The organism is Streptomyces sp. NPDC021093 (assembly GCF_044333135.1).
In the GTDB taxonomy this organism is placed as follows: domain Bacteria; phylum Actinomycetota; class Actinomycetes; order Streptomycetales; family Streptomycetaceae; genus Streptomyces.
Genome location: NZ_JBIRQJ010000020.1, coordinates 102,322 through 121,274 on the forward strand (window position 1 = coordinate 102,322; position 18,953 = coordinate 121,274).

Here is an 18,953-nt window from a genome sequence, read left to right on the forward strand (position 1 = left end):
CACGTACCCGACGCTGCGACCGGAGACCGTGACTACTACCGCCTCCCACCACCTCTCACCCGCCTTCCCCGGCCGTGCCCCCTGGGGTACCGCCAACAAGCTGCGAGCCTGGCAGCAGGGGGCGCTGGAGAAGTACATCCAGGACCAGCCGCGCGACTTCCTCGCGGTGGCGACGCCCGGCGCCGGCAAGACGACCTTCGCGCTGACGCTCGCCTCGTGGCTGCTGCACCACCATGTGGTTCAGCAGATCACGGTGGTCGCCCCCACCGAGCACCTGAAGAAGCAGTGGGCGGAAGCCGCCGCACGGGTAGGGATCAAGCTCGACCCGGAGTACAGCGCGGGACCGCTGAGCAAGGAGTACCAGGGCGTCGCGGTGACGTACGCAGGTGTCGGCGTACGGCCGATGCTGCACCGCAACCGGTGCGAGCAGCGCAAGACCCTGGTGATCCTCGACGAGATCCACCACGCCGGTGACTCGAAGTCGTGGGGCGAGGCCTGCCAGGAGGCGTTCGACCCGGCGACCCGTCGGCTGGCCCTGACCGGTACGCCCTTCCGGTCGGACACCAATCCGATTCCCTTCGTGGAGTACGCGGAGGGGAACGACGGGATCCGGCGCTCCTCGGCCGACTACACCTACGGATACGGCAACGCCCTGGCGGACGGCGTCGTCCGGCCCGTGATCTTCCTCAGCTACAGCGGCAACATGCGGTGGCGCACCAAGGCCGGTGACGAGATCGCGGCACGGCTCGGCGAGCCGATGACCAAGGACGCGATCGGGCAGGCCTGGCGGACGGCGCTCGCGCCCACCGGCGAGTGGATCCCGAACGTGCTGGCCGCCGCCGACAAGCGGCTGACCGAGGTCCGGAAGGGGATTCCGGATGCCGGTGGCCTGGTGATCGCGACCGATCAGGACTCGGCCCGCGAGTACGCCAAGATCCTGAAGAGGGTCACCGGGCAGAAGGCGACCGTCGTGCTCTCCGACGAGAAGGCGGCGTCGAAGAAGATCGACCAGTTCGCGGCGGACGAATCCCGCTGGATGGTCGCGGTGCGCATGGTGTCGGAGGGCGTCGACGTGCCGCGCCTCGCGGTCGGCGTGTACGCGACGACGATCTCGACCCCGCTGTTCTTCGCGCAGGCCGTCGGACGTTTCGTACGTTCGCGGCGCAGGGGCGAGACGGCTTCGGTGTTCGTGCCGACGATCCCGATGCTGCTCGACTTCGCGAACGAGATGGAGGTCGAGCGGGACCACGTCCTTGACAAGCCCAAGAAGGGCAGCGAGGAGGAGAACCCGTTCTCCGAGGAGGACAAGCTCCTCGCCGACGCGGAGCGGCTGGAGGACGAGGAGACCGAGGACCAACTGCCGTTCGAGGCGCTGGAGTCCGACGCGGTCTTCGACCGGGTGCTGTACGACGGCGCCGAGTTCGGAATGCAGGCGCACCCGGGCAGCGAGGAGGAGCAGGACTACCTGGGGATCCCCGGACTGCTTGAGCCGGACCAGGTGCAGCTACTGCTCCAGAAGCGGCAGACCCGGCAGATCGCGCACAGCCGCCAGAAGCCGGCCGCCGAGGCCGACCTGCTGGAGAAGGCCGCCGAGGCCCGGCCGGTCGTCACCCACAAGCAGCTGCTGGAGCTGCGCAAGTCGCTGAACACGATGGTCGGGGCGTACGTCCACCAGAGCGGCAAGCCGCACGGTGTCATCCACACCGAACTGCGGCGGGTCTGCGGCGGGCCGCCGAGCGCCGAGGCGACGGCCGGGCAGCTCAAGGAGCGGATCAAGAAGGTGCAGGAGTGGGCCACCCGGATGCGGTGAGCGTCCGAGGGGTGGGTCGGCCGGGTGCCTCCGCGCGCTGAGGCACTGACACCCGCAGCCTGCGGTGGCTGCCGTGAGGCCCGTGGGTTCAGTGGGGCCAGTGGGTTCAGGTGGCCCAGCAGGGGTCCTAGGCGGCCACACGGTTCAGTGGGGTCCAGGCAGGTCCAGCGGGCCCGGGGTGCGACTGAGGGCGGGATCCGGATCTGTGCGTGTTCCGGGTCCCGCCCTGCCGTCCAGCGAGGACGGGATCAGTCCGAGGGGCGGCCCCCACGGTCGGCCCCCGGCATGTCTGTCACGGTATTGCGCAGGTCAGCGCAGGCATATGTCCAAAAGTCCCGCCCCGTCGTGACTTTGGTCCCGAGGGGTGGGCGATCGCCTACGGAATGATCAACTCCCTTCCTGCGCCCGGATTCTGGACGAGGTCTTCCGCTGAGCGGACTGGATCGCTACCTTTCCCGCAACGCATAACGCCCCGTGGCAGTGCCGCCCCGGAGCGCAGCCGGTGCCATGGCCTGCCGGCGGCCTCTGCGCGCGTCGCCGATGGGACCGGTGACGTGCACGATGCGTAAGAGGACCGCTCGCACTCACCACAGAGGAGTGGGCGTCGTGACCGCGGAGACTTCCCAGACGCTCGACAGAGGACTGCGGGTCCTCAAGCTGCTCGCCGATACCGACCACGGGCTGACGGTCACCGAGTTGTCCAACAAACTCGGCGTCAACCGCACCGTCGTCTACCGGCTGCTGGCCACGCTCGAACAGCACGCGCTCGTACGCCGGGACCTGGGTGGCCGCGCCCGGGTCGGGCTCGGGGTGCTGCGGCTGGGACGGCAGGTCCACCCCTTGGTGCGGGAGGCCGCGCTGCCCGCGCTCAGGTCCCTCGCCGAGGACATCGGGGCGACGGCCCACCTCACGCTCGTCGACGGCGCGGAGGCCCTTGCCGTCGCGGTGGTCGAGCCGACCTGGACGGACTACCACGTGGCCTACCGGGCGGGCTTCCGCCACCCGCTGGACCGGGGCGCCGCGGGCCGGGCGATCCTGTCCGCCCGGCAGACCGCAATGACCGAGCCCGGCTACACCCTCACCCACGGCGAGCTGGAGGCCGGTGCGAGCGGGGCCGCGGCCCCGTTGATAGGGGTCACCGGGGTGGAGGGCAGCGTGGGCGTCGTCATGCTGTCGGACTCGGTGCCGGAGCGGGTCGGACCCCGGGTGGTCGACGCGGCCAAGGAGGTCGCGGACGCGTTGCGCTGAGGGCGCGGACGCGCGGAACAGGTGGTGCGGACGCGTTGCGCTGAGGGCGCTGACGCGCTGGGCAGGCGGTGCGGGCGTGCGGTGTAGGTGGTGCGAGCGCGCTGGGCTGGGGGTGCGGGTGTGCCGAGCTGAGGGTGCCGACGCGCTGAGTAGGCGGTGCGGGCGCGCTGGGCTGGGGGTGCGGGCGGGTTGTGCTGAGGGCGCGCGATGGCAGGGTGCGCTCCGGTGGTGGCAGGGGCGCGCTCCCGTGGGCGCAGGGGGTGCGGGAGCGGCCGTTAGATTGGGGGAGTGCTCCCTCTTCTCTCTCGGCTCTCCCGCAACAGCCGTCTCGCCGTCTGCGCCCTGCCCGTCGTCGTACTGCTCGGAGTGGCCGCCCTGGCGCCGCTGCCGTTCGCGGTGGCCCAGCCCGGGTCGGCCACCGACGTCCTGGGCAAGGACAGCGAGGGCCGTCCGGTCATCAGCGTGACCGGTGTGCCGACCCGGGAGACCACCGGGAAGCTGCGGATGACGACCATCGTGGCGACCGGCCCGTCCATCGACCACCGGGTCGGTGAGCTGGCCGATGCCTGGTTCCGGGACGACCGGGCGGTCATGCCGCACGACGTCGTCTACCCGACAGGCGGCGACGACGAGGAGATCGCCGAGTACAACAAGGGGGAGATGCTCAAGTCGCAGAACAGCGCCGTCTCCGCCGCGCTCGGCTACCTCGGTGACAAGGGCAAGGACGCGAAGGGCAAGAACGCCAAGGTCGATCTCCACCTCGCCGATGTCGGCGGCCCCAGCGCCGGGCTCCTCTTCACGCTCGGCATCATCGACAAGATCGACGGCAACGGCGCGGGCGGCGACCTGACGGGCGGCCGCGACATCGCCGGTACGGGGACCATCGACGCGGACGGAACCGTCGGCCAGGTCGGCGGCGTACCCCTGAAGATCAAGGGAGCCAAGGCGGACGGCGCGACCGTCTTCCTCGTACCGCAGAACGAGTGCTCGCAGGCGAAGACCGGCCTGCCGGCCGGGATGCGCCTGGTTCCCGTGAGCACCCTCGACGGGGCTGTGACCGCGCTCAGGGAGCTCGCGAAGCCCGGCGGGACGGGGACGGTCCCGAGCTGCTGACGGGGCCCGCCTCCCACGCGCAGCGCCTCCAGGTGGAGCACCTGCACGCGGAGCGCCTGCACATGCAGCGCCTGCACGTGGAGCCGGCCTCCTGCGCGGAGCCAGCCGCTCAGGCGGTGCCGGTCGTACGGAGCCGGTGTTCGCCCGTGGTGGTGGCAGCGGCGGTCGTACGGACGAGGCGCAGGCCCAACTCGACGAGGGCCCAGCCGAGTTGAGTGCGTATGCGGTGGGTGTGTGCGGGGTGGCGGGAGGTGTCCTCGCGCGCCGCGGAGCGGGCCTGGCGCCCAACGGCGGCCTGCTGCCGCAGTTCTGCGGAACGGGCGGCGTGGAGGTGGCGGAAGGTGTCGGGGTGCATGGCAGTGCTTCCTCTCGGTTCGGTCTTCGTCGTACCTGGGGGACATGCCTGGGAGGCACGTCTGGGGGACGTGCCTGGGGGTGTGCCTGGGGGAGGAGTGCGGTGCTGGGTCCGGTGGGGTGGGTCAGTCCTTGGGCAGGGGGAAGCCGTGCAAGTGGAAGCGGAACTTCTCGCTGCCCCCCGCGCCCTTGTCCTTGCCCTTGGGGCGGTAGCTCTCGATCAAGTCGCCGATGCGGCTGCTGAGTTCACTGGCCTGCTCCGGTGTCAGGGGCAAGGTGTAGTCGCTCAGGGTGGAGGTCTTGCGCCATTCTTCCGACCAGTCGCGCGAGGTGCCGAGCCAGGTGCTCAGGTCCCGGGTGTGCGTGTTGGCGACCTCGTGCATGAAGAGGTCCGAGGCGCCGCGCAGTGTCGGGTCGGGGCTGTCGGCCAGTGAGCCGTCGTAGTGGGTTCCTTGGTGGGTGGACTGCCACCAGCGCTCGCGGCCCTTGCCGCACTCCGGGGCGTCCTCCACGAAGCCGTACGTCGCCAGTTGGCGCAGGTGGTAGCTGGTGGCGCCGCTCGACTCGCCCAGGCGTTCACCCAGTTGGGAGGCGGTGGCAGGCCCGAAGTCCCGTAGTGCGCGCAGGAGTTGGATGCGGAGGGGGTGGGCGAGCCCGCGCAGGGTGCGTGCGTCGAGGTACTGGACCTTCCGCGCCGAGGCTTGGCGGCCCAAGGCCTCACTCTGGAGTTCCTGGAGTTCCTGGTGGGTTTGGTGGTCCTGGCCGTCCAGCGGGACGTCGTCTTCGGGCATGGCCCCACCGTAAAGTTGCAAAGATTCCGTTGCAAGGGTTTTTTGCAACTACTTCTTTGCAAGTCTGGGCGGGTCCAACGCCCCACCCGCTGCCATCACCCGCTACCACCACCCGCCACTCCCACCCGCTACCCCTCACCCCTCCTTGATGAGCCCCTCTCCCACCAGCCACTCCTTCGCCACCGCATGCGGATCGTCGCCGTCCACGTCCACCTTGGCGTTCAGGTCCTGTGCCACCTCGTTGCTGAGCTTCGCCGTGACCGGGGCCAGCAGGTCGGCGATTGCCGGGTGCTTCTTCAGGGTTTCGCTGTTGACCTCGGGGGCCGCGTTGTAGTTGGGGAAGAAGCGCTTGTCGTCCTCCATCACCACCAGGTCCATCGCCTTGATCCGGCCATCCGTTGTGAAGACCTCGCCGTATGCGCACGACGAACCTCCGGACACCTGGGTGTAGATGATCCCGCTGTCCATCTTCGCGATGTTGGACGGCCGGATCCGCATCCCGTACGCCTTCTGCATCCCCGGCGCCCCGTCGTCCCGCGAAGCGAACTCGGGGGCCACGCACAGCGTCACCGCCGACGGGTCCTTCTTCGACAGGGCCGCCACGTCGGACAGCGTCCTCGTGCCGTACTTCTTCTGGTTGGCCTTGTTCATGGCCAGCGCGTACGTGTTGTTGAGGGTGGCGGGCGGCAGCCAGCTGATGCCGTTCGCCGCGTCAGCGGCGCGTACCGCCTCCCACTGCTTCTTGGGGTCGGTGATCGGCTTGTCGTGCCCGAGGTAGGTGATCCACGCGGTGCCCGTGTACTCGTACATCACGTCCGCGTCGCCGCCCTTGACCGCTTCCCGTGCCCCGATCGAGCCCTGGATCCCGGTCCGGTCGAGCACCTTCGCACCCGCCGCCTCGAAGACGAGCCCCAGGATCTGCCCGAGGATGAGCTGCTCCGTGAACTCCTTGGAGGTGACGGTCAGTTGGGCCCCCTTGAGTGGCAGACCCGCACCGACCGTGCCCGGCCGTACGTCGTCCACCATCGGGCTTCCGCTGGTCAGGCCGCACCCGGACGCCAGTACGGCGAGGGCGACCAGTCCCGTGGCGCAGCGCCTCATGCCCCGACCTCCAGTCCACGCGGCCGCAGCAGCAGTTCCACCAGGGACGCCAGCCAGTCCACGAACAGCGCCAGCGCCACCGTCAGCAGCGACCCCAGCACCAGGACCGGCATCCGCTGCGTGGTGATCCCCGTCGTGATCAGGTCGCCGAGCCCGCCGCCTCCGCCGAAGGCGGCCAGCGTCGCCGTGCCCACGTTCAGCACCAGCGCCGTCCGTACGCCCGCCAGGATCAGCGGCACGGCGAGCGGCAGCTCCACCTTCGCCAGCACCCCGGCCCTCGACATGCCGATGCCGCGCGCCGCCTCAAGCAGCGTCGGATCGTTGGCCCGCAGCCCCGCGATCGTGTTGGAGAGCACCGGCAGCACCGCGTAAATGATCATCCCGATCAGAGCGGCCCGCTTCCCGATCCCCAGCCAGATCACCAGCAGTGCCAACAGCCCGATCGCAGGCGTCGCCTGTCCGATGTTGGCGAGCATCGTCGCCGCCGGAGCGGCCCTCCGCAGCCCCGGCCGGGTCAGCAGGATGCCCAGCGGAATCGCGATGATCAGTACGAAGAAGGTGGAGATCGCGGTCAGCTCGACGTGCTCCTTGAAGCGCAGCCAGACGTTGCCGTCGGCGAGCGCGTTCTGCGCGATCGAGTCCAGGTCGGCGGAGCGGAACCACACCCAGGTCCCCAGCAGCACCACCGCCAGCACCGCCGGCATCAGTACCACCTTCAGCCATGTCACCCGGCGCGGCAGCCGCTCGGCGGCCACCGCCGACCCGACCCCGGCAGCCTCCGCGGCCCCGCCGCCCTCGTCCCGGAACGCGACCCCCTTGACCTCGTGCTCGCCCTCGGGCCGCCCCCGCCCCCGCCCTCGCCCCCGCTCGCCCTCGGGCCGCCCCCCGTCGGCGCCGCCCGCCGGACTCACGAGAGCTCCTCCGGATCCCGTACGGACGGAGAGCGGTGCTCCGCCGCCTCCAGCCGGTCGGCCTCCAGCATTTCCTGCACGGAGTTCATCAGCGTCGCCATGTCGACGACCCCGGTGAACTCCCCGCGTCGCCCGGTCACCGCCACCCGCCCCGCGTTGTCGATCAGTACGGCCTCCAGCGCGTCCCGCAGCGTCGCATCCCGGGTGACGGTGTCGTGCACGAGCGTCCCCGCCCGCGCCAGCGAACCCTTCGCCCGCATCAGGTCGCCCCGCCGCAGCCACTTGTACGGCCGCCGGTGCCGGTCGAGCAGGAGCAGTTCGTTGGTCGACGAGTCCCGCAGCTTGTCGAAGATCTCCTGGAGGGGGTCCTCGACCGTCACCGTCGGGAAGTCCGCGATCTCCACGTCCCGCACCCGGGTCAGATTCAGCCGCTTCAGCGCGGCTCCCGCGCCCACGAACCCGGACACGAAGTCGTCCGCCGGATTGGTCAGGATCGCCTCCGGAGTGTCGAACTGGGCGATGTGGGAGCGGTCCCGGAGCACCGCGATCCGGTCCCCGAGCTTGATCGCCTCGTCGAAGTCATGGGTGACGAACACGATCGTCTTGTGCAGCTCGTGCTGGAGCCGGATCAGCTCGTCCTGCAGATGGTCCCGGGTGATCGGGTCGACGGCCCCGAACGGTTCGTCCATCAACAGCACCGGCGGGTCGGCGGCCAACGCCCTTGCCACACCCACCCGTTGCTGCTGTCCGCCCGACAGCTGGCGCGGGTACCGGCCGCGGAACTGGCCCGCGTCCAGCCCCACCAGATCGAGCATCTCCTCGACCCGGGAGTTCACCCGTGCCTTGCTCCAGCCGACCATCTTCGGTACGAGCGCGATGTTCTGAGCCACCGTCATGTGCGGGAACAGGCCCGACGACTGGATCGCGTACCCCACCTGCCGGCGCAGCTTCACCGGATCCATGTCCGTGACGTCCTCGCCGCCGATCCGGATCCGCCCGGACGTCGGCTCGATCAGCCGGTTGATCATCTTCAGCAGCGTCGTCTTGCCGCCGCCGGAAGGGCCGACAAAGACGACGGTCTCCCCGGCCCGGATCTCCAGGCTGACGTTGTCGACGGAGGGGTACGGATTGCCCGCGTACTGCTTGGTGAGGTTCTCCAGCCGAATGGCGGCGCCGGACGCAGCGCCCCGATCAGCGGCGCCGGACGTGGACTCAGGCATGGATCCCCCTAGGGATGGTCAGACGCCCCACCAGGACGTACACGGCATCGAAGAGCAGCGCGAGCAGTACGATTCCCAGCGTCCCTGCCAGCACCTGATTGAGCGCGTTCTTGCTGCCCAGCGACGCGATCCCGCGGAAGATCTCATTGCCCAGACCGGGCCCGGATGCGTACGCGGCGATCGCCGCGATTCCCATCAGCATCTGCGTCGCGACCCGGATCCCGGTCAGGATCGGCGGCCACGCCAGCGGCAGTTCCACCCGCACCAGACGGGCCGACCGCGACATTCCGATCCCGCGCGCCGCGTCGACCAGCGTCGGGTCGACGCCGCGCAGCCCGACGATCGCGTTCCGAACGATCGGCAGCAGCCCGTACAGCACCAGCGCGATCACGGTCGGCGCCACGCCGAGGCCCACGACCGGGATCAGCAGACCGATCAGCGCCAGCGACGGCACGGTCAGGATCCCGGAGGCGGCGGTGGTCGCGAGGTTCCCGGCCCACTCGCTGCGGTACGTGAGGATGCCGATCAGTACGCCCAGTACGGTCGCCACGACCATGCACTGGAACACCGCGCTGGCGTGCTGAAAGGCATCCGCCAGCAACTGCTGGTACCGGCTGCCGAGGTACTCCCAGAAGTTCACGGGCCACTCCTCGACGTCGACAGGTGGACGAAGGCACTCGCCAGCTCGGGAACACTCGCCCGCTCGGGAACACGCGCCGGCTCCGGAACACGAGTCAGCTCAAGAGCACGCGCCAGCTCCGGAACACGCGTCAGGTCAGACCGGAAGCCTGCTCCACCAGCGGGATGATCCGCAGCGGAACGGGGTTCTCCATGACGATCGCCGTGGAGGCCCGGACGATGCCATCAAAACCTACAACCCGGTCAATCACACGTTGAAGGTCCGCATTCGACCGTGCGACGAGGCGGCACAGCATGTCACCGTGCCCTGTTGTCGTGTGCAGCTCCAGGACCTCGGGCACCGACCCCAGGTGCGCCCGTACGTCCGCGCCCTGCCCCTGCTTGATCTCCAGCGTCGCGAACGCCGTCACCGGGTATCCGAGCGCCGCCGGGTCCACGTCCGGGCCGAACCCCCTGATGACGCCATTCGACTGAAGCCGGTCCATCCGCGCCTGCACGGTCCCGCGGGCCACACCCAGCCGTCGCGACGCCTCCAGCACTCCTATCCGGGGCTCACGGGCCAGCAGCACGATCAGCCGCCCGTCCAGCTCGTCCACGGCCACTCGCACTCCCGGGGCTAGTCGACGCCAGTCATCGCCAGTCATCGTCACTCAACGCCAGTCATCGCTGGTCAACCACTGGTCATCCTGTACAGATCGCCCGCCCATCCTCACTCTTCACTGCACACATTGACCAGCGTTTACGCAAACTATTGCGCACCTTGCGATGTGGGGCGACGCTCGCCCCATGACTGAGACCACTGAGCACACCACCCCCAGCACCGCGCGCGAGGCCGACCCCTTCCCGGTCAAGGGAATGGACGCGGTCGTCTTCGCCGTCGGCAACGCCAAGCAGGCCGCCCACTACTACTCGACCGCCTTCGGCATGAAGCTCGTCGCGTACTCCGGACCGGAGAACGGCAGCCGCGAGACCGCCAGTTACGTCTTGGAGAGTGGCGCAGCCCGCTTCGTCCTCACCTCCGTCATCAAGGCCGCCACCGACTGGGGCCGCTTCCTTGAGGCCCATGTCGCCGAGCACGGCGACGGCGTCATCGACCTTGCCATCGAGGTTCCTGACGCGCGCGCCGCGTACGCCTACGCCGTCGAGCACGGCGCCACCGGCATCGAGGAGCCGTACGAGACGAAGGACGAGCACGGCACCGTCGTGCGCGCCTCCATCGCCACGTACGGACAGACCCGTCACACCCTCGTCGAGCGCAGCGGCTACAGCGGCCCCTACCTGCCGGGCTTCGTCCCTGCGAAGCCGATCGTGGAGCCCCCCGCCAAGCGGATCTTCCAGGCCATCGACCACTGCGTCGGCAACGTGGAACTCGGCAAGATGAACGAGTGGTGCGCCTTCTACAACAAGGTCATGGGCTTCACGAACATGAAGGAGTTCGTGGGCGACGACATCGCCACCGAGTACAGCGCGCTGATGTCGAAGGTCGTCGCGGACGGCACCAAGAAGGTCAAGTTCCCGATCAACGAGCCGGCGATCGCGAAGAAGAAGTCGCAGATCGACGAGTACCTTGAGTTCTACGGCGGCCCCGGCGTCCAGCACATGGCGCTCGCGACCAACGACATCGTGGCCACGGTGAAGGCCATGCGGGCCGCGGGCATCGAGTTCCTCGACGTGCCCGACAGCTACTACGACACCCTCGGCGAGTGGGCGGGCGAGACCCGCGTCCCCGTCGAGATCCTGCGCGCCGAGAAGATCCTCGTCGACCGCGACGAGGACGGCTACCTGCTGCAGATCTTCACCAAGCCGGTCCAGGACCGCCCGACCGTCTTCTTCGAGATGATCGAGCGGCACGGCTCCATGGGCTTCGGCAAGGGCAACTTCAAGGCGCTCTTCGAAGCGATCGAGCGCGAGCAGGAGAAGCGCGGCAACCTGTAGCCCTCCGGCCCGGCTCCGGCAACTTCCCCTGTCGGAGCTTTGCTTGGCCCCTAGTTGGCCCCTGCTCGGCCCCGGCTCGGCCCTTACTCGACCCCGCTTGGCCCTCGCTCGACCCCCGCGACCCCACGGACCTGCCCCGTGGGGTCGCGGTGTCCCTCACCGCGACCGACGCGAAGGGGGCGGGCTTGACCCGTGTCAGCGCTTCTTGCGGGGTGCGGGAGCCGCCGTACGGGCCTCCTGGTTCCGCGTGCCCGAGCCCTGCCGGGCGGACTGCCCGGAACCGCTCCCGGACTTCTTCGGCCGGTACGCCCACACGTTGCGCGGCCCGCCCTCCGGCGGATCGCCCAGCCGGGCCAGGGACGTCTGTGCGCGCGGCGCCCAGAGCGGGGAGAAGACCGGGTTCACGCGCAGCGCCTCCTCCAAGTGCCGTCGCGCGGCCCCGTAGTCGCCCGTCGCCCGTTCGATCTCGCCCCGGTGGTAGAGGAAGAGCGCGCTGCGCAGCCCCTGTTTCGTCGCCTTCTTGGCGTACTCCACGGCCGCCTCGTCGTCGCCCGTACGGTGCAGCGCCCAGCCCAGGGCGTCCGCGACCTCGGGGCCCGGGCGGCGCGACCACTCCTCCCGCAGCAGTTCCACGGCCGTTTCCGCGTCGCCGTGGTCGGCCTCCAGTCGGCCGAGCAGCAGGTCGCCGTGCACGCCCTGCTTGCTGTTCCAGGCGACCTGGGCGCGGGCGACCCCGTACTGGGGCTCGCCGTTCCCGCCGACGGCTTCCGTCAACTCACCAAGCTCCAGTGCGTATTCGGGACGCGGGGTCAGGGTGAGGGCCGTCCGGTAGGACTTCACCGCCTCCGTCGTACGCCCCAGCGCCGCCAGCACCCGCGCACGGCCGGCGATCGCCGCGCCCTGCTTGCGGTCCAGGGTGAGCGTGGCGTCGTAGAAGCCGAGGGACTCCGTCAAGTCGCCGCGTTCCCAGGCGAGTTCGGCGGCGCTGCGCAGGTGCTCGGCCTTCTCCTGCGGTGAGTCCGCGACCGCCGCCGCCTCCGACACCAGGACCGCCGCGTCCTCCCGCCAGCCCTTGTCGCGGTATGTCTGCGCCGTCCAGCCCAGCGCCACTGCCCCGCCCCGGCTCTCCGTCAGCTCCTCCGCGGTCCGTGCCGCGGCCTTCGGGTCGCCGAGTCGCCCGTAGCTGTCGATCAGCAGCGGGTACGTCGTCCACTCCTTGGGCGACTGCCCCCGCACGATCTCGCCCCACCGTCTGGCCTCCGCGAAGTCACCGCGGGCATAGGCGAGTTGGGCCAGCGCGGCCACTCCGGCGACATTGCCCTTCTCCGCGGGCCGCACGGCCAGGGAGCGCTTCACCGCGGCCTCCGCCTTCGGGTAGTAGGCCGCGTCGGCCGCCCGCAGGCCCCGCACCACCAGCGCCGTACCGAGCGCCGACCACGCACCGTCGTCCCGAGGGTTCGCCTTCACCCGGGCGTTCAGGGCGGCCAGTGAAGTCGCTGCCCCCGGGGCGCCCGCCGCCGGTTTCGCCGCCGGTCGCTCCCGGTCCCCCGACTGGGGCAGCAGGACGAGCACCCCGGCAGCCAGCGCTGCCGCCGCCACCGAGGCGATGGCGGCACGCCGCACCAGAGGCGAAGGCTTCCTCGGCTTCGGACCGGGCACAGTCCCGCCCACGGGCCCGCCCGCAGTCCCGGCCACGGGTCCGCCCGCAGTCCCGCCCACAGGCCCGCCCACAGGCCCGGCCACAGGCCCGGCCACAGGCCCGGCCACAGGCGCAGGCCGCACCGTCGCCCCCGCCCCCGGTCCCAGCGCCGCCCCCGCCCCCGCCCCCGATTCCGGCGGTTCGACGGCGGGCTCCCTGACGAGGTCCGTGGCGGGCTCCGGCTCCATGGCGTCCATGCCGCTCACTGTGCGCCAGTACGACGAGCACACCCGTCCGCCGCGAACGGATACGCAGACGGGTTCACACCGATGGCCCCGGGTGCCAGTCTTGGCAGCATGGATGATCTTCAGAAACTCTGGAATCTGCTGAGCGACGGTCTCCCGGACGAAGCTCTCCTCACCGACCCCGACGTCATGGCCTCGTACGCCCACGACATGGCCAGTTTCTGTACGGCCGGGGCGCCCGCCGCCGTCGTCCTGCCCCGCACCGTCGAGCAGGTCCAGCACGTCATGCGCACCGCCACCGCCTGCCGCGTCCCCGTCGTCCCGCAGGGCGCCAGGACCGGACTGTCCGGCGCGGCCAACGCCTCCGACGGCTGCATCGTGCTGTCCCTCGTCAAGATGGACCGCATCCTGGAGATCAGCCCCGTCGACCGGATCGCCGTCGTCGAACCGGGCGTCATCAACGCCGTCCTGTCCCGCGAGGTCGCCGCCCAGGGCCTCTACTACCCGCCGGATCCGTCCAGTTGGGAAATGTGCACCATCGGCGGCAACATCGGCACCGCCTCCGGTGGGCTGTGCTGCGTCAAGTACGGAGTGACGGCGGAGTACGTGCTCGGCCTCGACGTCGTCCTCGCGGACGGCCGGCTGCTCACGACCGGGCGCCGCACGGCGAAGGGTGTCGCCGGATACGACCTCACCCGGCTCTTCGTCGGCTCCGAGGGCAGCCTCGGCATCGTCGTCCGCGCCGTACTGGCCCTCAAGCCCGCGCCGCCCCAACAGCTCGCGCTGGCCGCCGAGTTCCCGTCCGCGGCCGCCGCCTGCGAGGCCGTCTGCGAGATCATGGCGCGCGGCCACGCCCCGTCGCTGCTCGAACTCATGGACCGTACGACCCTGCGCGCCGTCAACGCGATGGCCCACATGGGTCTCCCGGAGTCGACCGAAGCCCTGCTGCTGGCCGCCTTCGACACCCCCGACCCGGCCGTCGACCTCGCCGCCGTGGGGGAGATCTGCACCGCCTTCGGTGCCACCGGCGTCGTCCCCGCGGAGGACTTCGCCGAGTCCGAACTCCTGCTCCAGGCGCGCCGGTTGTCGCTCACCGCGCTCGAAGCCGTCAAGACCGCCACCATGATCGACGACGTCTGCGTACCCCGCTCGAAGCTCGGCGCGATGATCGACGGCACCGCCGCCATCGCCGAGAAGTACGACCTGACCATCGGCGTCTGCGCGCACGCGGGCGACGGCAACACCCACCCCGTGGTCTGCTTCGACGCCGCCGACGAGGACGAGTCGCGGCGGGCCCGCGAGTCCTTCGACGAGATCATGGCGCTGGGGCTCGAACTGGGCGGGACGATCACCGGGGAGCACGGCGTCGGTGTGCTCAAGAAGGAGTGGCTGGCCCGTGAAATCGGGCCGGTGGGTGTGGAGTTGCAGCGGAGCGTCAAGGCGGCCTTCGACCCGCTCGGGCTTCTTAATCCCGGAAAGTTGTTCTGAGTCCTGGGACGTAGGGCGATGGATGGTGTGGGAATGGGTCCGTTGCCCGATATGGCATGCGCCGTTCCGTCCATACCTTTGGGGTGAAGGCCGGATGAAGTGTCCGTCCCCTGCCCGAGGAGGAATTCTGTCCGCTCGACTCGATCACACCGTCGTCCACAGCCGGGACCGCTTCAGCTCAGCCCGCTTCCTCACGGAGCTCCTGGGCGCCCCGGAACCCACACCCTTCGGCCCGTTCGTCAGCGTGCCGCTGGCGAACGGCGTGACCCTGGACTACGCCGACGCCACGGGCGAGCACTACGGCGACAAGGAGGCGCCCATCGTCTCGCAGCACCTGGCGTTCCTGGTCGACGACGAGGAGTTCGACACCATCCTCGAACGCATCAAGGAGCGTGAGATCCCCTACTGGGCCGACCCGTTCAGCGAGAAGCCCCAGCAGATCAACCACGCCCACCAGGGCCGCGGCTTCTACTTCCGCGACCCGAACGACCACTTCCTCGAGTTCATGACCCACACGCACGTGGTCGACTAGCCCTCGCCGTCCTGCGAGGTGGCCAGCAGCTCGGCCAGTGCGTCGTCCAGGCCGAGCTGCCCGCCCTCGGTCCCCGGCGGGACCATCGTCAGCGTCCGCTCCAGCCACGCCGACACGATCGGTGACGACGCCTCCAGGAGGGCGTCCCCTTCAGGTGAAGTCAGCGCGACACACACGACCGAACGCCCGTCGACCTTGGTCGGCCAGATCCGGACATCTCCGTGCCCACAGGGCCGGAACACCCCGTCGACGAGGAGCTCGCGCGCGAACGTCCAGTTGACCGGGTAGTCCGATCCGACGTGGAAGGTCACGTGCACGGCGTACGGGTCGTTCGTCCGGTACATCAGCCGTGCCGGTACGGGGATGGTGCGCTCGGGGGACAGGACGAGGTTGAGCTCCAGCTCGCGTTCCACGACGGTGTGCTGCATGGGTGCACTTCCTTTCCGGTACGGGGCCCACTGGCGGGCCGTACTGGGTGAGAGCGCGCTCCCCGCCGTTCATTACGCGACTTCGCGCGAAGTTTTTCCGCAGGACCGGCATTGACCGAAAAGTGGTGCATCCGGACGGACGGGCCCGGTGGTGGGCGGCGGTCTGGTAGATGTGGACCCCGGAAATCAAGACAACGAGGCCTCTAGCAGATACGGGACACGGTGATGAGCGCCCCCACACCGGCCAACGGCGGACACGCACCCGGCCACGGCTTCTATCCCGATCCGTCCATCCCCGGCTACGTCCGCTACTGGAACGGCAGTTCCTGGGTGCCCGGGACCAGTCGGCCCGCCCCCGCGGCGGGCGAGCCGATGCCGACCCCGCCGCCCGGGGCCGCGCCCGCTCCCGTCCCCCACTCCGGCCTCCCGAACCTTGCCTCGGTCCCGGCCCCGGCCCCCGCCGTCCCCACTGCCCCCGCCGGGCCCTCGGTGGACGAGACCGGCCCCTTCTTCTTCGACGAGGACGAGGACGGGCCGGACGGCCCCGGCCGGTCGGCCGGTCACAAGGCGACCGGCCACGAGGTGGAGGTACGCCGCTCCGCCGAACCCGCCGTCGCCTGGCAGGCCGACACCGCCCGCCAGAACGGCTTCGGCGGCGAGCGCGACCGCCGCGTCTCGTGGGGCTCCCCGTCCGCTCCCGGAGACGCCGGTGCGGCTCCCGCCGGAGGCACGGCACCGGGGCACCCGGCAGCGTCGACACCGCCCGGTCTGACCCCCGCGCAGGGCCGGGCCCCGGCAGCCGACCCCCGGACCCCCGGCGCCCTCCCCGCCCGCGCCGAGCGCCCTGCCCTGGAATCCTCACCGTCCTCCCCGCAGCCGGGCCGCACGCAGCAGCCGGGCCACGCACAACAGCCGGGCCACGCACAGCAGCCGGGCCACACGCAGCCCCGCGGACGCCACGGCGCCCCCGAGCCCCGTGTCCCACAGGACCGCGCCGAGCCCCGCGCACAGCAGCCCCGCCCCGCCCCTGCTGCCGCCGCTCCGGCCCGCGCGGGCCAGGCGGCCCCGACGCCGCTCCAGGCCTCCGGTGCCCCCACCCCCGACGGCACCATGTCCATCCGTACGGTCACGCCCCGGCAGCAGCCCACGCCCCCCGCCGCAGCCCGCCGGCCCGCTCCGGCGCAGCCCCGCCCCGTACAACCCGTACCCCCACAGCCCTCCGCCGGACAGCCCGCCGCCCCGCAGGGCCGGCTTCCCGCGCAGGGGGCCCAGCCGACACCCCCCGCCGCCTCCTGGGCCCAGCAGGTCAACCAACTGGCCACCACCCCCGCCAGCACCCCTGCCCCCGCCCCCGACGCGGAGGGCCGGCCGGTGGTCCCCTGGAAGCCTCCCGTCGAGGACGTCTTCGCGAAGGCCGCCCGCGAGCAGGCCGCCGCCCGCCCGGCCGGTCTCGGCCGTCGGCTCGGGGCCCGCCTGCTGGACACGGTCGTGCTCGGTGCGGCCGTCGCCGCCGTCGCCGTACCCCTGGTGACGCAGGCCGTCGACCACATCGACGAGAAGATCCGCGCGGCCAAGCTGTCCGGCACGACCGTCACGGTCTACCTGCTGGACGCCACCACGCTCGGCATCCTCGGCGTCATCCTCGGCACGTTCCTGGTGCTGGGCGTCCTCTATGAGGCGGTGCCCACCGCGAAGTGGGGACGCACGCTCGGCAAGAAGGCGTTCGGTCTCCAGGTCCGCGACATCGAGGAGCACGAGCCGCCCCGGTTCGGCGGGGCGCTGCGCCGCTGGCTGGTGTACGGAGTGCTGGGCATCCTCGGCGTCGGCGTGCTGAACGTGCTGTGGTGCCTCGTCGACCGGCCGTGGCGCCAGTGCTGGCACGACAAGGCGGCGCGCACCTTCGTCGCGGGCAGGAGCTGAGCCCGTACCGCACCCGCCCCAGGCCCCACCCACCCCCCGCCCCCGGCCCCACCCTGACCCGGTGTCACCGGCTTGGCCCCCGCCGTCCCCCGAACGGCGTCCGAGCCCTTGCGGGCCCTGTGGGCCGGGGGTCGACTGCCGGTATGAGCACCGACCAGCCGCCGCCCGGCGTGCCGCCTGAGAACGACCCGTTCCAGAAGTACCCGCCGCCCCCGCCCCCGCAGGGCGGCGCCGGCAGCCCCTACGACCAGCCTCCGGGCAGCGCGGGAGGCTCGCTGCCCCCCTACGGCGGGGGCCCGTACGACGGAAACCACGGAAGCGGAGGCGGCGGCTACGGCTACGGCGGGGACGACCCGCTGGCCGGGATGCCGCCGCTGGCACCGCTCGGCAAGCGGTTCCTGGCCCGGCTGGTCGACCTGCTCATCGTGGCGATCCCACTCGCGATCATCGGCATCCCGTTCGGCACGTACGAGCGGATCACGAAGACCACCGACGACTTCGGCGACACCATCACCGAGGTCAGCAGCGGGAAGAGCCTGGTCTTCCAGCTGATCTCGATCGCCGTGTACCTCGCCTACGACACCTACATGACCAAGAAGAACGGCGCGACGGTCGGAAAGCGGCTGCTGGGCCTGCGGGTCGGGATGCTCAACGACGGCAGCGTCCCGCAGACGAACGCGGCCCTGACGCGCGCCGCGGTGCTGCTGCTGCCCGCGCTGATCTGCTGCCCCTGCCTGTGGTGGATCATCATCCTGGTGATGATCGCCGTCGACAAGCCGTACAAGCAGGGCCTGCACGACAAGGCGGCGAAGACCGTGGTGGTCACCGCGGCCCCGTAGCGCTAGCCGCGCAGGGAGTGCTCGCCCACCGAGGACGCTGAGGACGCTGAGGAGCGTGCGCGGGGACCGGGCACCCGGACCCCGTCGTACGCCTCGGCGGTGGCGGCGGGAACGGAGGCGGCCGTGGGACTCGTACGCGTACGGGCCCCGCGAGCCGCCTTCTTCACGAGCGGCATCGGTACGGTCATCGCCACCAGCAGCCCGAGTCCCAGCGCCGCACACGCGATCACCGCGATCCAGGCGCCGGAAGTGGTCTGCGACAGCAGCAGCATGGCGAGGGTGGAGAAGACCGCGGTCATCGCGCCGTACGTGCACTGGGCGACGGTCGGAGTCGGGAGCTGGGTCCGGATCGGAGTCTGGCGCGTCGTCCGCTGCATGGCAGTTCCGTCCTCGGAGCACGGGAGTGGGGTCGCGGGGTCTGAGCTCGACCCTACGACCATCAGGTTCCCGCGCGGAACGGCCGGTAAGCGTGACCTAACACACGGTGCCGATGCATGGGGGGCGCACAGTGTCATGAGGTCGTCCGCCCAGTGAGACGTGAGCGCCTGTACGCGGCGCGCCGACGGGCCTGTGCGAAGGTCCGTGAGGAAGTTGTGACCTGGCGGAAGTCCGGATAGCGGAGTTCGTGAACTGCCTAGCGTGCGTGTGGAGTTGATGTCAAGGTCTGTCTTTTCTCTGATAACTCCGGTCGAATGTCGTCACTTGTGACGCGCGCCGCGAACGGAACCCCTCACCCTTCG

18 protein-coding genes are annotated in these 18,953 nt (G+C 70.7%); 8 read left to right on the forward strand and 10 right to left on the reverse strand.

Going from position 1 to position 18,953, the window contains the following annotated elements; all coding sequences use genetic code 11:
* The first annotated feature begins 28 nt into the window (after positions 1 to 28).
* The 3 genes from ACH4SP_RS41825 to ACH4SP_RS41835 all read left to right on the forward strand — a co-directional run bounded on the left by ACH4SP_RS41825 (position 29) and on the right by ACH4SP_RS41835 (position 4,171).
* Complete coding sequence (locus ACH4SP_RS41825) at positions 29 to 1,810, forward strand: DEAD/DEAH box helicase (RefSeq protein ID WP_398423634.1); 1,782 nt, start codon at positions 29 to 31, stop codon at positions 1,808 to 1,810.
* Positions 1,811 to 2,416: 606 nt separating this feature from the next.
* Complete coding sequence (locus tag ACH4SP_RS41830; RefSeq protein ID WP_398423636.1) at positions 2,417 to 3,058, forward strand: IclR family transcriptional regulator; 642 nt, start codon at positions 2,417 to 2,419, stop codon at positions 3,056 to 3,058.
* A gap of 288 nt (positions 3,059 to 3,346) precedes the next feature.
* Positions 3,347 to 4,171: a hypothetical protein gene (locus ACH4SP_RS41835; RefSeq protein ID WP_398423638.1), complete on the forward strand. Its 825-nt coding sequence runs from the start codon at positions 3,347 to 3,349 to the stop codon at positions 4,169 to 4,171.
* A 109-nt stretch (positions 4,172 to 4,280) separates the two neighbouring features.
* Here ACH4SP_RS41835 and ACH4SP_RS41840 read toward each other — a convergent pair whose 3' ends face one another.
* The 7 genes from ACH4SP_RS41840 to ACH4SP_RS41870 all read right to left on the reverse strand — a co-directional run bounded on the left by ACH4SP_RS41840 (position 4,281) and on the right by ACH4SP_RS41870 (position 9,789).
* The gene (locus tag ACH4SP_RS41840; protein ID WP_398423640.1) at positions 4,281 to 4,526 is read right to left on the reverse strand and encodes a hypothetical protein; all 246 of its coding nucleotides are present in this window, start codon (positions 4,524 to 4,526) and stop codon (positions 4,281 to 4,283) included.
* A 124-nt stretch (positions 4,527 to 4,650) separates the two neighbouring features.
* Positions 4,651 to 5,316 carry an ArsR/SmtB family transcription factor gene (locus ACH4SP_RS41845; protein WP_398423642.1) on the reverse strand — a complete coding sequence of 222 codons (666 nt, stop codon included), beginning with the start codon at positions 5,314 to 5,316 and terminating at the stop codon, positions 4,651 to 4,653.
* Between the two features lie 135 nt (positions 5,317 to 5,451).
* Entirely contained in the window at positions 5,452 to 6,417 is a 966-nt protein-coding gene (locus ACH4SP_RS41850) for a glycine betaine ABC transporter substrate-binding protein (RefSeq protein ID WP_398423644.1), read from the reverse strand.
* Complete coding sequence (locus ACH4SP_RS41855; RefSeq protein ID WP_398423647.1) at positions 6,414 to 7,328, reverse strand: ABC transporter permease; 915 nt, start codon at positions 7,326 to 7,328, stop codon at positions 6,414 to 6,416. The genes ACH4SP_RS41850 and ACH4SP_RS41855 overlap by 4 nt, the downstream gene beginning before the upstream one ends.
* Positions 7,325 to 8,548, reverse strand: a complete 1,224-nt coding sequence (locus ACH4SP_RS41860; RefSeq protein ID WP_398423649.1) for a betaine/proline/choline family ABC transporter ATP-binding protein — start codon at positions 8,546 to 8,548, stop codon at positions 7,325 to 7,327. Before ACH4SP_RS41860 ends, ACH4SP_RS41855 begins: the two co-directional genes overlap by 4 nt.
* Positions 8,541 to 9,188, reverse strand: coding sequence for an ABC transporter permease (locus tag ACH4SP_RS41865; RefSeq protein ID WP_398423650.1), 648 nt, complete (start codon positions 9,186 to 9,188; stop codon positions 8,541 to 8,543). The genes ACH4SP_RS41860 and ACH4SP_RS41865 overlap by 8 nt, the downstream gene beginning before the upstream one ends.
* Positions 9,189 to 9,318: 130 nt before the next feature.
* A complete protein-coding gene (locus tag ACH4SP_RS41870; RefSeq protein WP_266653353.1) occupies positions 9,319 to 9,789 on the reverse strand; it encodes an Lrp/AsnC family transcriptional regulator in 471 nt (156 codons plus the stop codon).
* 184 nt (positions 9,790 to 9,973) lie between these two features.
* Between ACH4SP_RS41870 and hppD the strand changes: the two genes are divergently transcribed.
* A complete protein-coding gene (gene hppD, locus ACH4SP_RS41875; RefSeq protein WP_398423652.1) occupies positions 9,974 to 11,122 on the forward strand; it encodes a 4-hydroxyphenylpyruvate dioxygenase in 1,149 nt (382 codons plus the stop codon).
* A gap of 195 nt (positions 11,123 to 11,317) precedes the next feature.
* Here hppD and ACH4SP_RS41880 read toward each other — a convergent pair whose 3' ends face one another.
* Positions 11,318 to 12,745, reverse strand: a complete 1,428-nt coding sequence (locus tag ACH4SP_RS41880; protein WP_398423654.1) for a tetratricopeptide repeat protein — start codon at positions 12,743 to 12,745, stop codon at positions 11,318 to 11,320.
* 372 nt (positions 12,746 to 13,117) lie between these two features.
* Here ACH4SP_RS41880 and ACH4SP_RS41885 point away from each other — a divergent pair, with 372 nt between their 5' ends.
* Both ACH4SP_RS41885 and ACH4SP_RS41890 read left to right on the forward strand, forming a co-directional pair.
* Positions 13,118 to 14,494 (forward strand): FAD-binding oxidoreductase, encoded by a 1,377-nt coding sequence (locus ACH4SP_RS41885; RefSeq protein WP_398423655.1) that lies wholly within the window; start codon positions 13,118 to 13,120, stop codon positions 14,492 to 14,494.
* Positions 14,495 to 14,588: 94 nt separating this feature from the next.
* Entirely contained in the window at positions 14,589 to 15,026 is a 438-nt protein-coding gene (locus ACH4SP_RS41890; RefSeq protein ID WP_398423657.1) for a VOC family protein, read from the forward strand.
* On the opposite strand, the gene ACH4SP_RS41895 is transcribed toward ACH4SP_RS41890, so the two are convergent.
* Positions 15,023 to 15,454 carry an SsgA family sporulation/cell division regulator gene (locus ACH4SP_RS41895; RefSeq protein WP_398423659.1) on the reverse strand — a complete coding sequence of 144 codons (432 nt, stop codon included), beginning with the start codon at positions 15,452 to 15,454 and terminating at the stop codon, positions 15,023 to 15,025. The genes ACH4SP_RS41890 and ACH4SP_RS41895 overlap by 4 nt on opposite strands.
* A 225-nt stretch (positions 15,455 to 15,679) precedes the next feature.
* On the opposite strand from ACH4SP_RS41895, the gene ACH4SP_RS41900 reads away from it, so the two are divergent.
* Together ACH4SP_RS41900 and ACH4SP_RS41905 are read left to right on the forward strand one after the other, a co-directional pair.
* Positions 15,680 to 17,374, forward strand: a complete 1,695-nt coding sequence (locus ACH4SP_RS41900) for an RDD family protein (RefSeq protein WP_398423660.1) — start codon at positions 15,680 to 15,682, stop codon at positions 17,372 to 17,374.
* Between the two features lie 143 nt (positions 17,375 to 17,517).
* On the forward strand, positions 17,518 to 18,213 hold the full coding sequence (locus ACH4SP_RS41905) for an RDD family protein (protein WP_398423662.1): 696 nt from the start codon (positions 17,518 to 17,520) through the stop codon (positions 18,211 to 18,213).
* Positions 18,214 to 18,215: 2 nt separating this feature from the next.
* Here ACH4SP_RS41905 and ACH4SP_RS41910 read toward each other — a convergent pair whose 3' ends face one another.
* On the reverse strand, positions 18,216 to 18,590 hold the full coding sequence (locus tag ACH4SP_RS41910; protein ID WP_398423664.1) for a hypothetical protein: 375 nt from the start codon (positions 18,588 to 18,590) through the stop codon (positions 18,216 to 18,218).
* Positions 18,591 to 18,953 lie beyond the last annotated feature (363 nt).

Coding starts and splice junctions, on each gene's coding strand:
- hppD (WP_398423652.1), top strand. CDS start 9,974: ATGACTGAGACCACTGAGCACACCACCCCCAGCACCGCGCGCGAGGCC.
- ACH4SP_RS41840 (WP_398423640.1), bottom strand. CDS start 4,526: ATGCACCCCGACACCTTCCGCCACCTCCACGCCGCCCGTTCCGCAGAA.
- ACH4SP_RS41860 (WP_398423649.1), bottom strand. CDS start 8,548: ATGCCTGAGTCCACGTCCGGCGCCGCTGATCGGGGCGCTGCGTCCGGC.
- ACH4SP_RS41895 (WP_398423659.1), bottom strand. CDS start 15,454: ATGCAGCACACCGTCGTGGAACGCGAGCTGGAGCTCAACCTCGTCCTG.
- ACH4SP_RS41905 (WP_398423662.1), top strand. CDS start 17,518: ATGAGCACCGACCAGCCGCCGCCCGGCGTGCCGCCTGAGAACGACCCG.
- ACH4SP_RS41845 (WP_398423642.1), bottom strand. CDS start 5,316: ATGCCCGAAGACGACGTCCCGCTGGACGGCCAGGACCACCAAACCCAC.
- ACH4SP_RS41890 (WP_398423657.1), top strand. CDS start 14,589: ATGAAGTGTCCGTCCCCTGCCCGAGGAGGAATTCTGTCCGCTCGACTC.
- ACH4SP_RS41900 (WP_398423660.1), top strand. CDS start 15,680: ATGAGCGCCCCCACACCGGCCAACGGCGGACACGCACCCGGCCACGGC.
- ACH4SP_RS41885 (WP_398423655.1), top strand. CDS start 13,118: ATGGATGATCTTCAGAAACTCTGGAATCTGCTGAGCGACGGTCTCCCG.
- ACH4SP_RS41850 (WP_398423644.1), bottom strand. CDS start 6,417: ATGAGGCGCTGCGCCACGGGACTGGTCGCCCTCGCCGTACTGGCGTCC.
- ACH4SP_RS41910 (WP_398423664.1), bottom strand. CDS start 18,590: ATGCAGCGGACGACGCGCCAGACTCCGATCCGGACCCAGCTCCCGACT.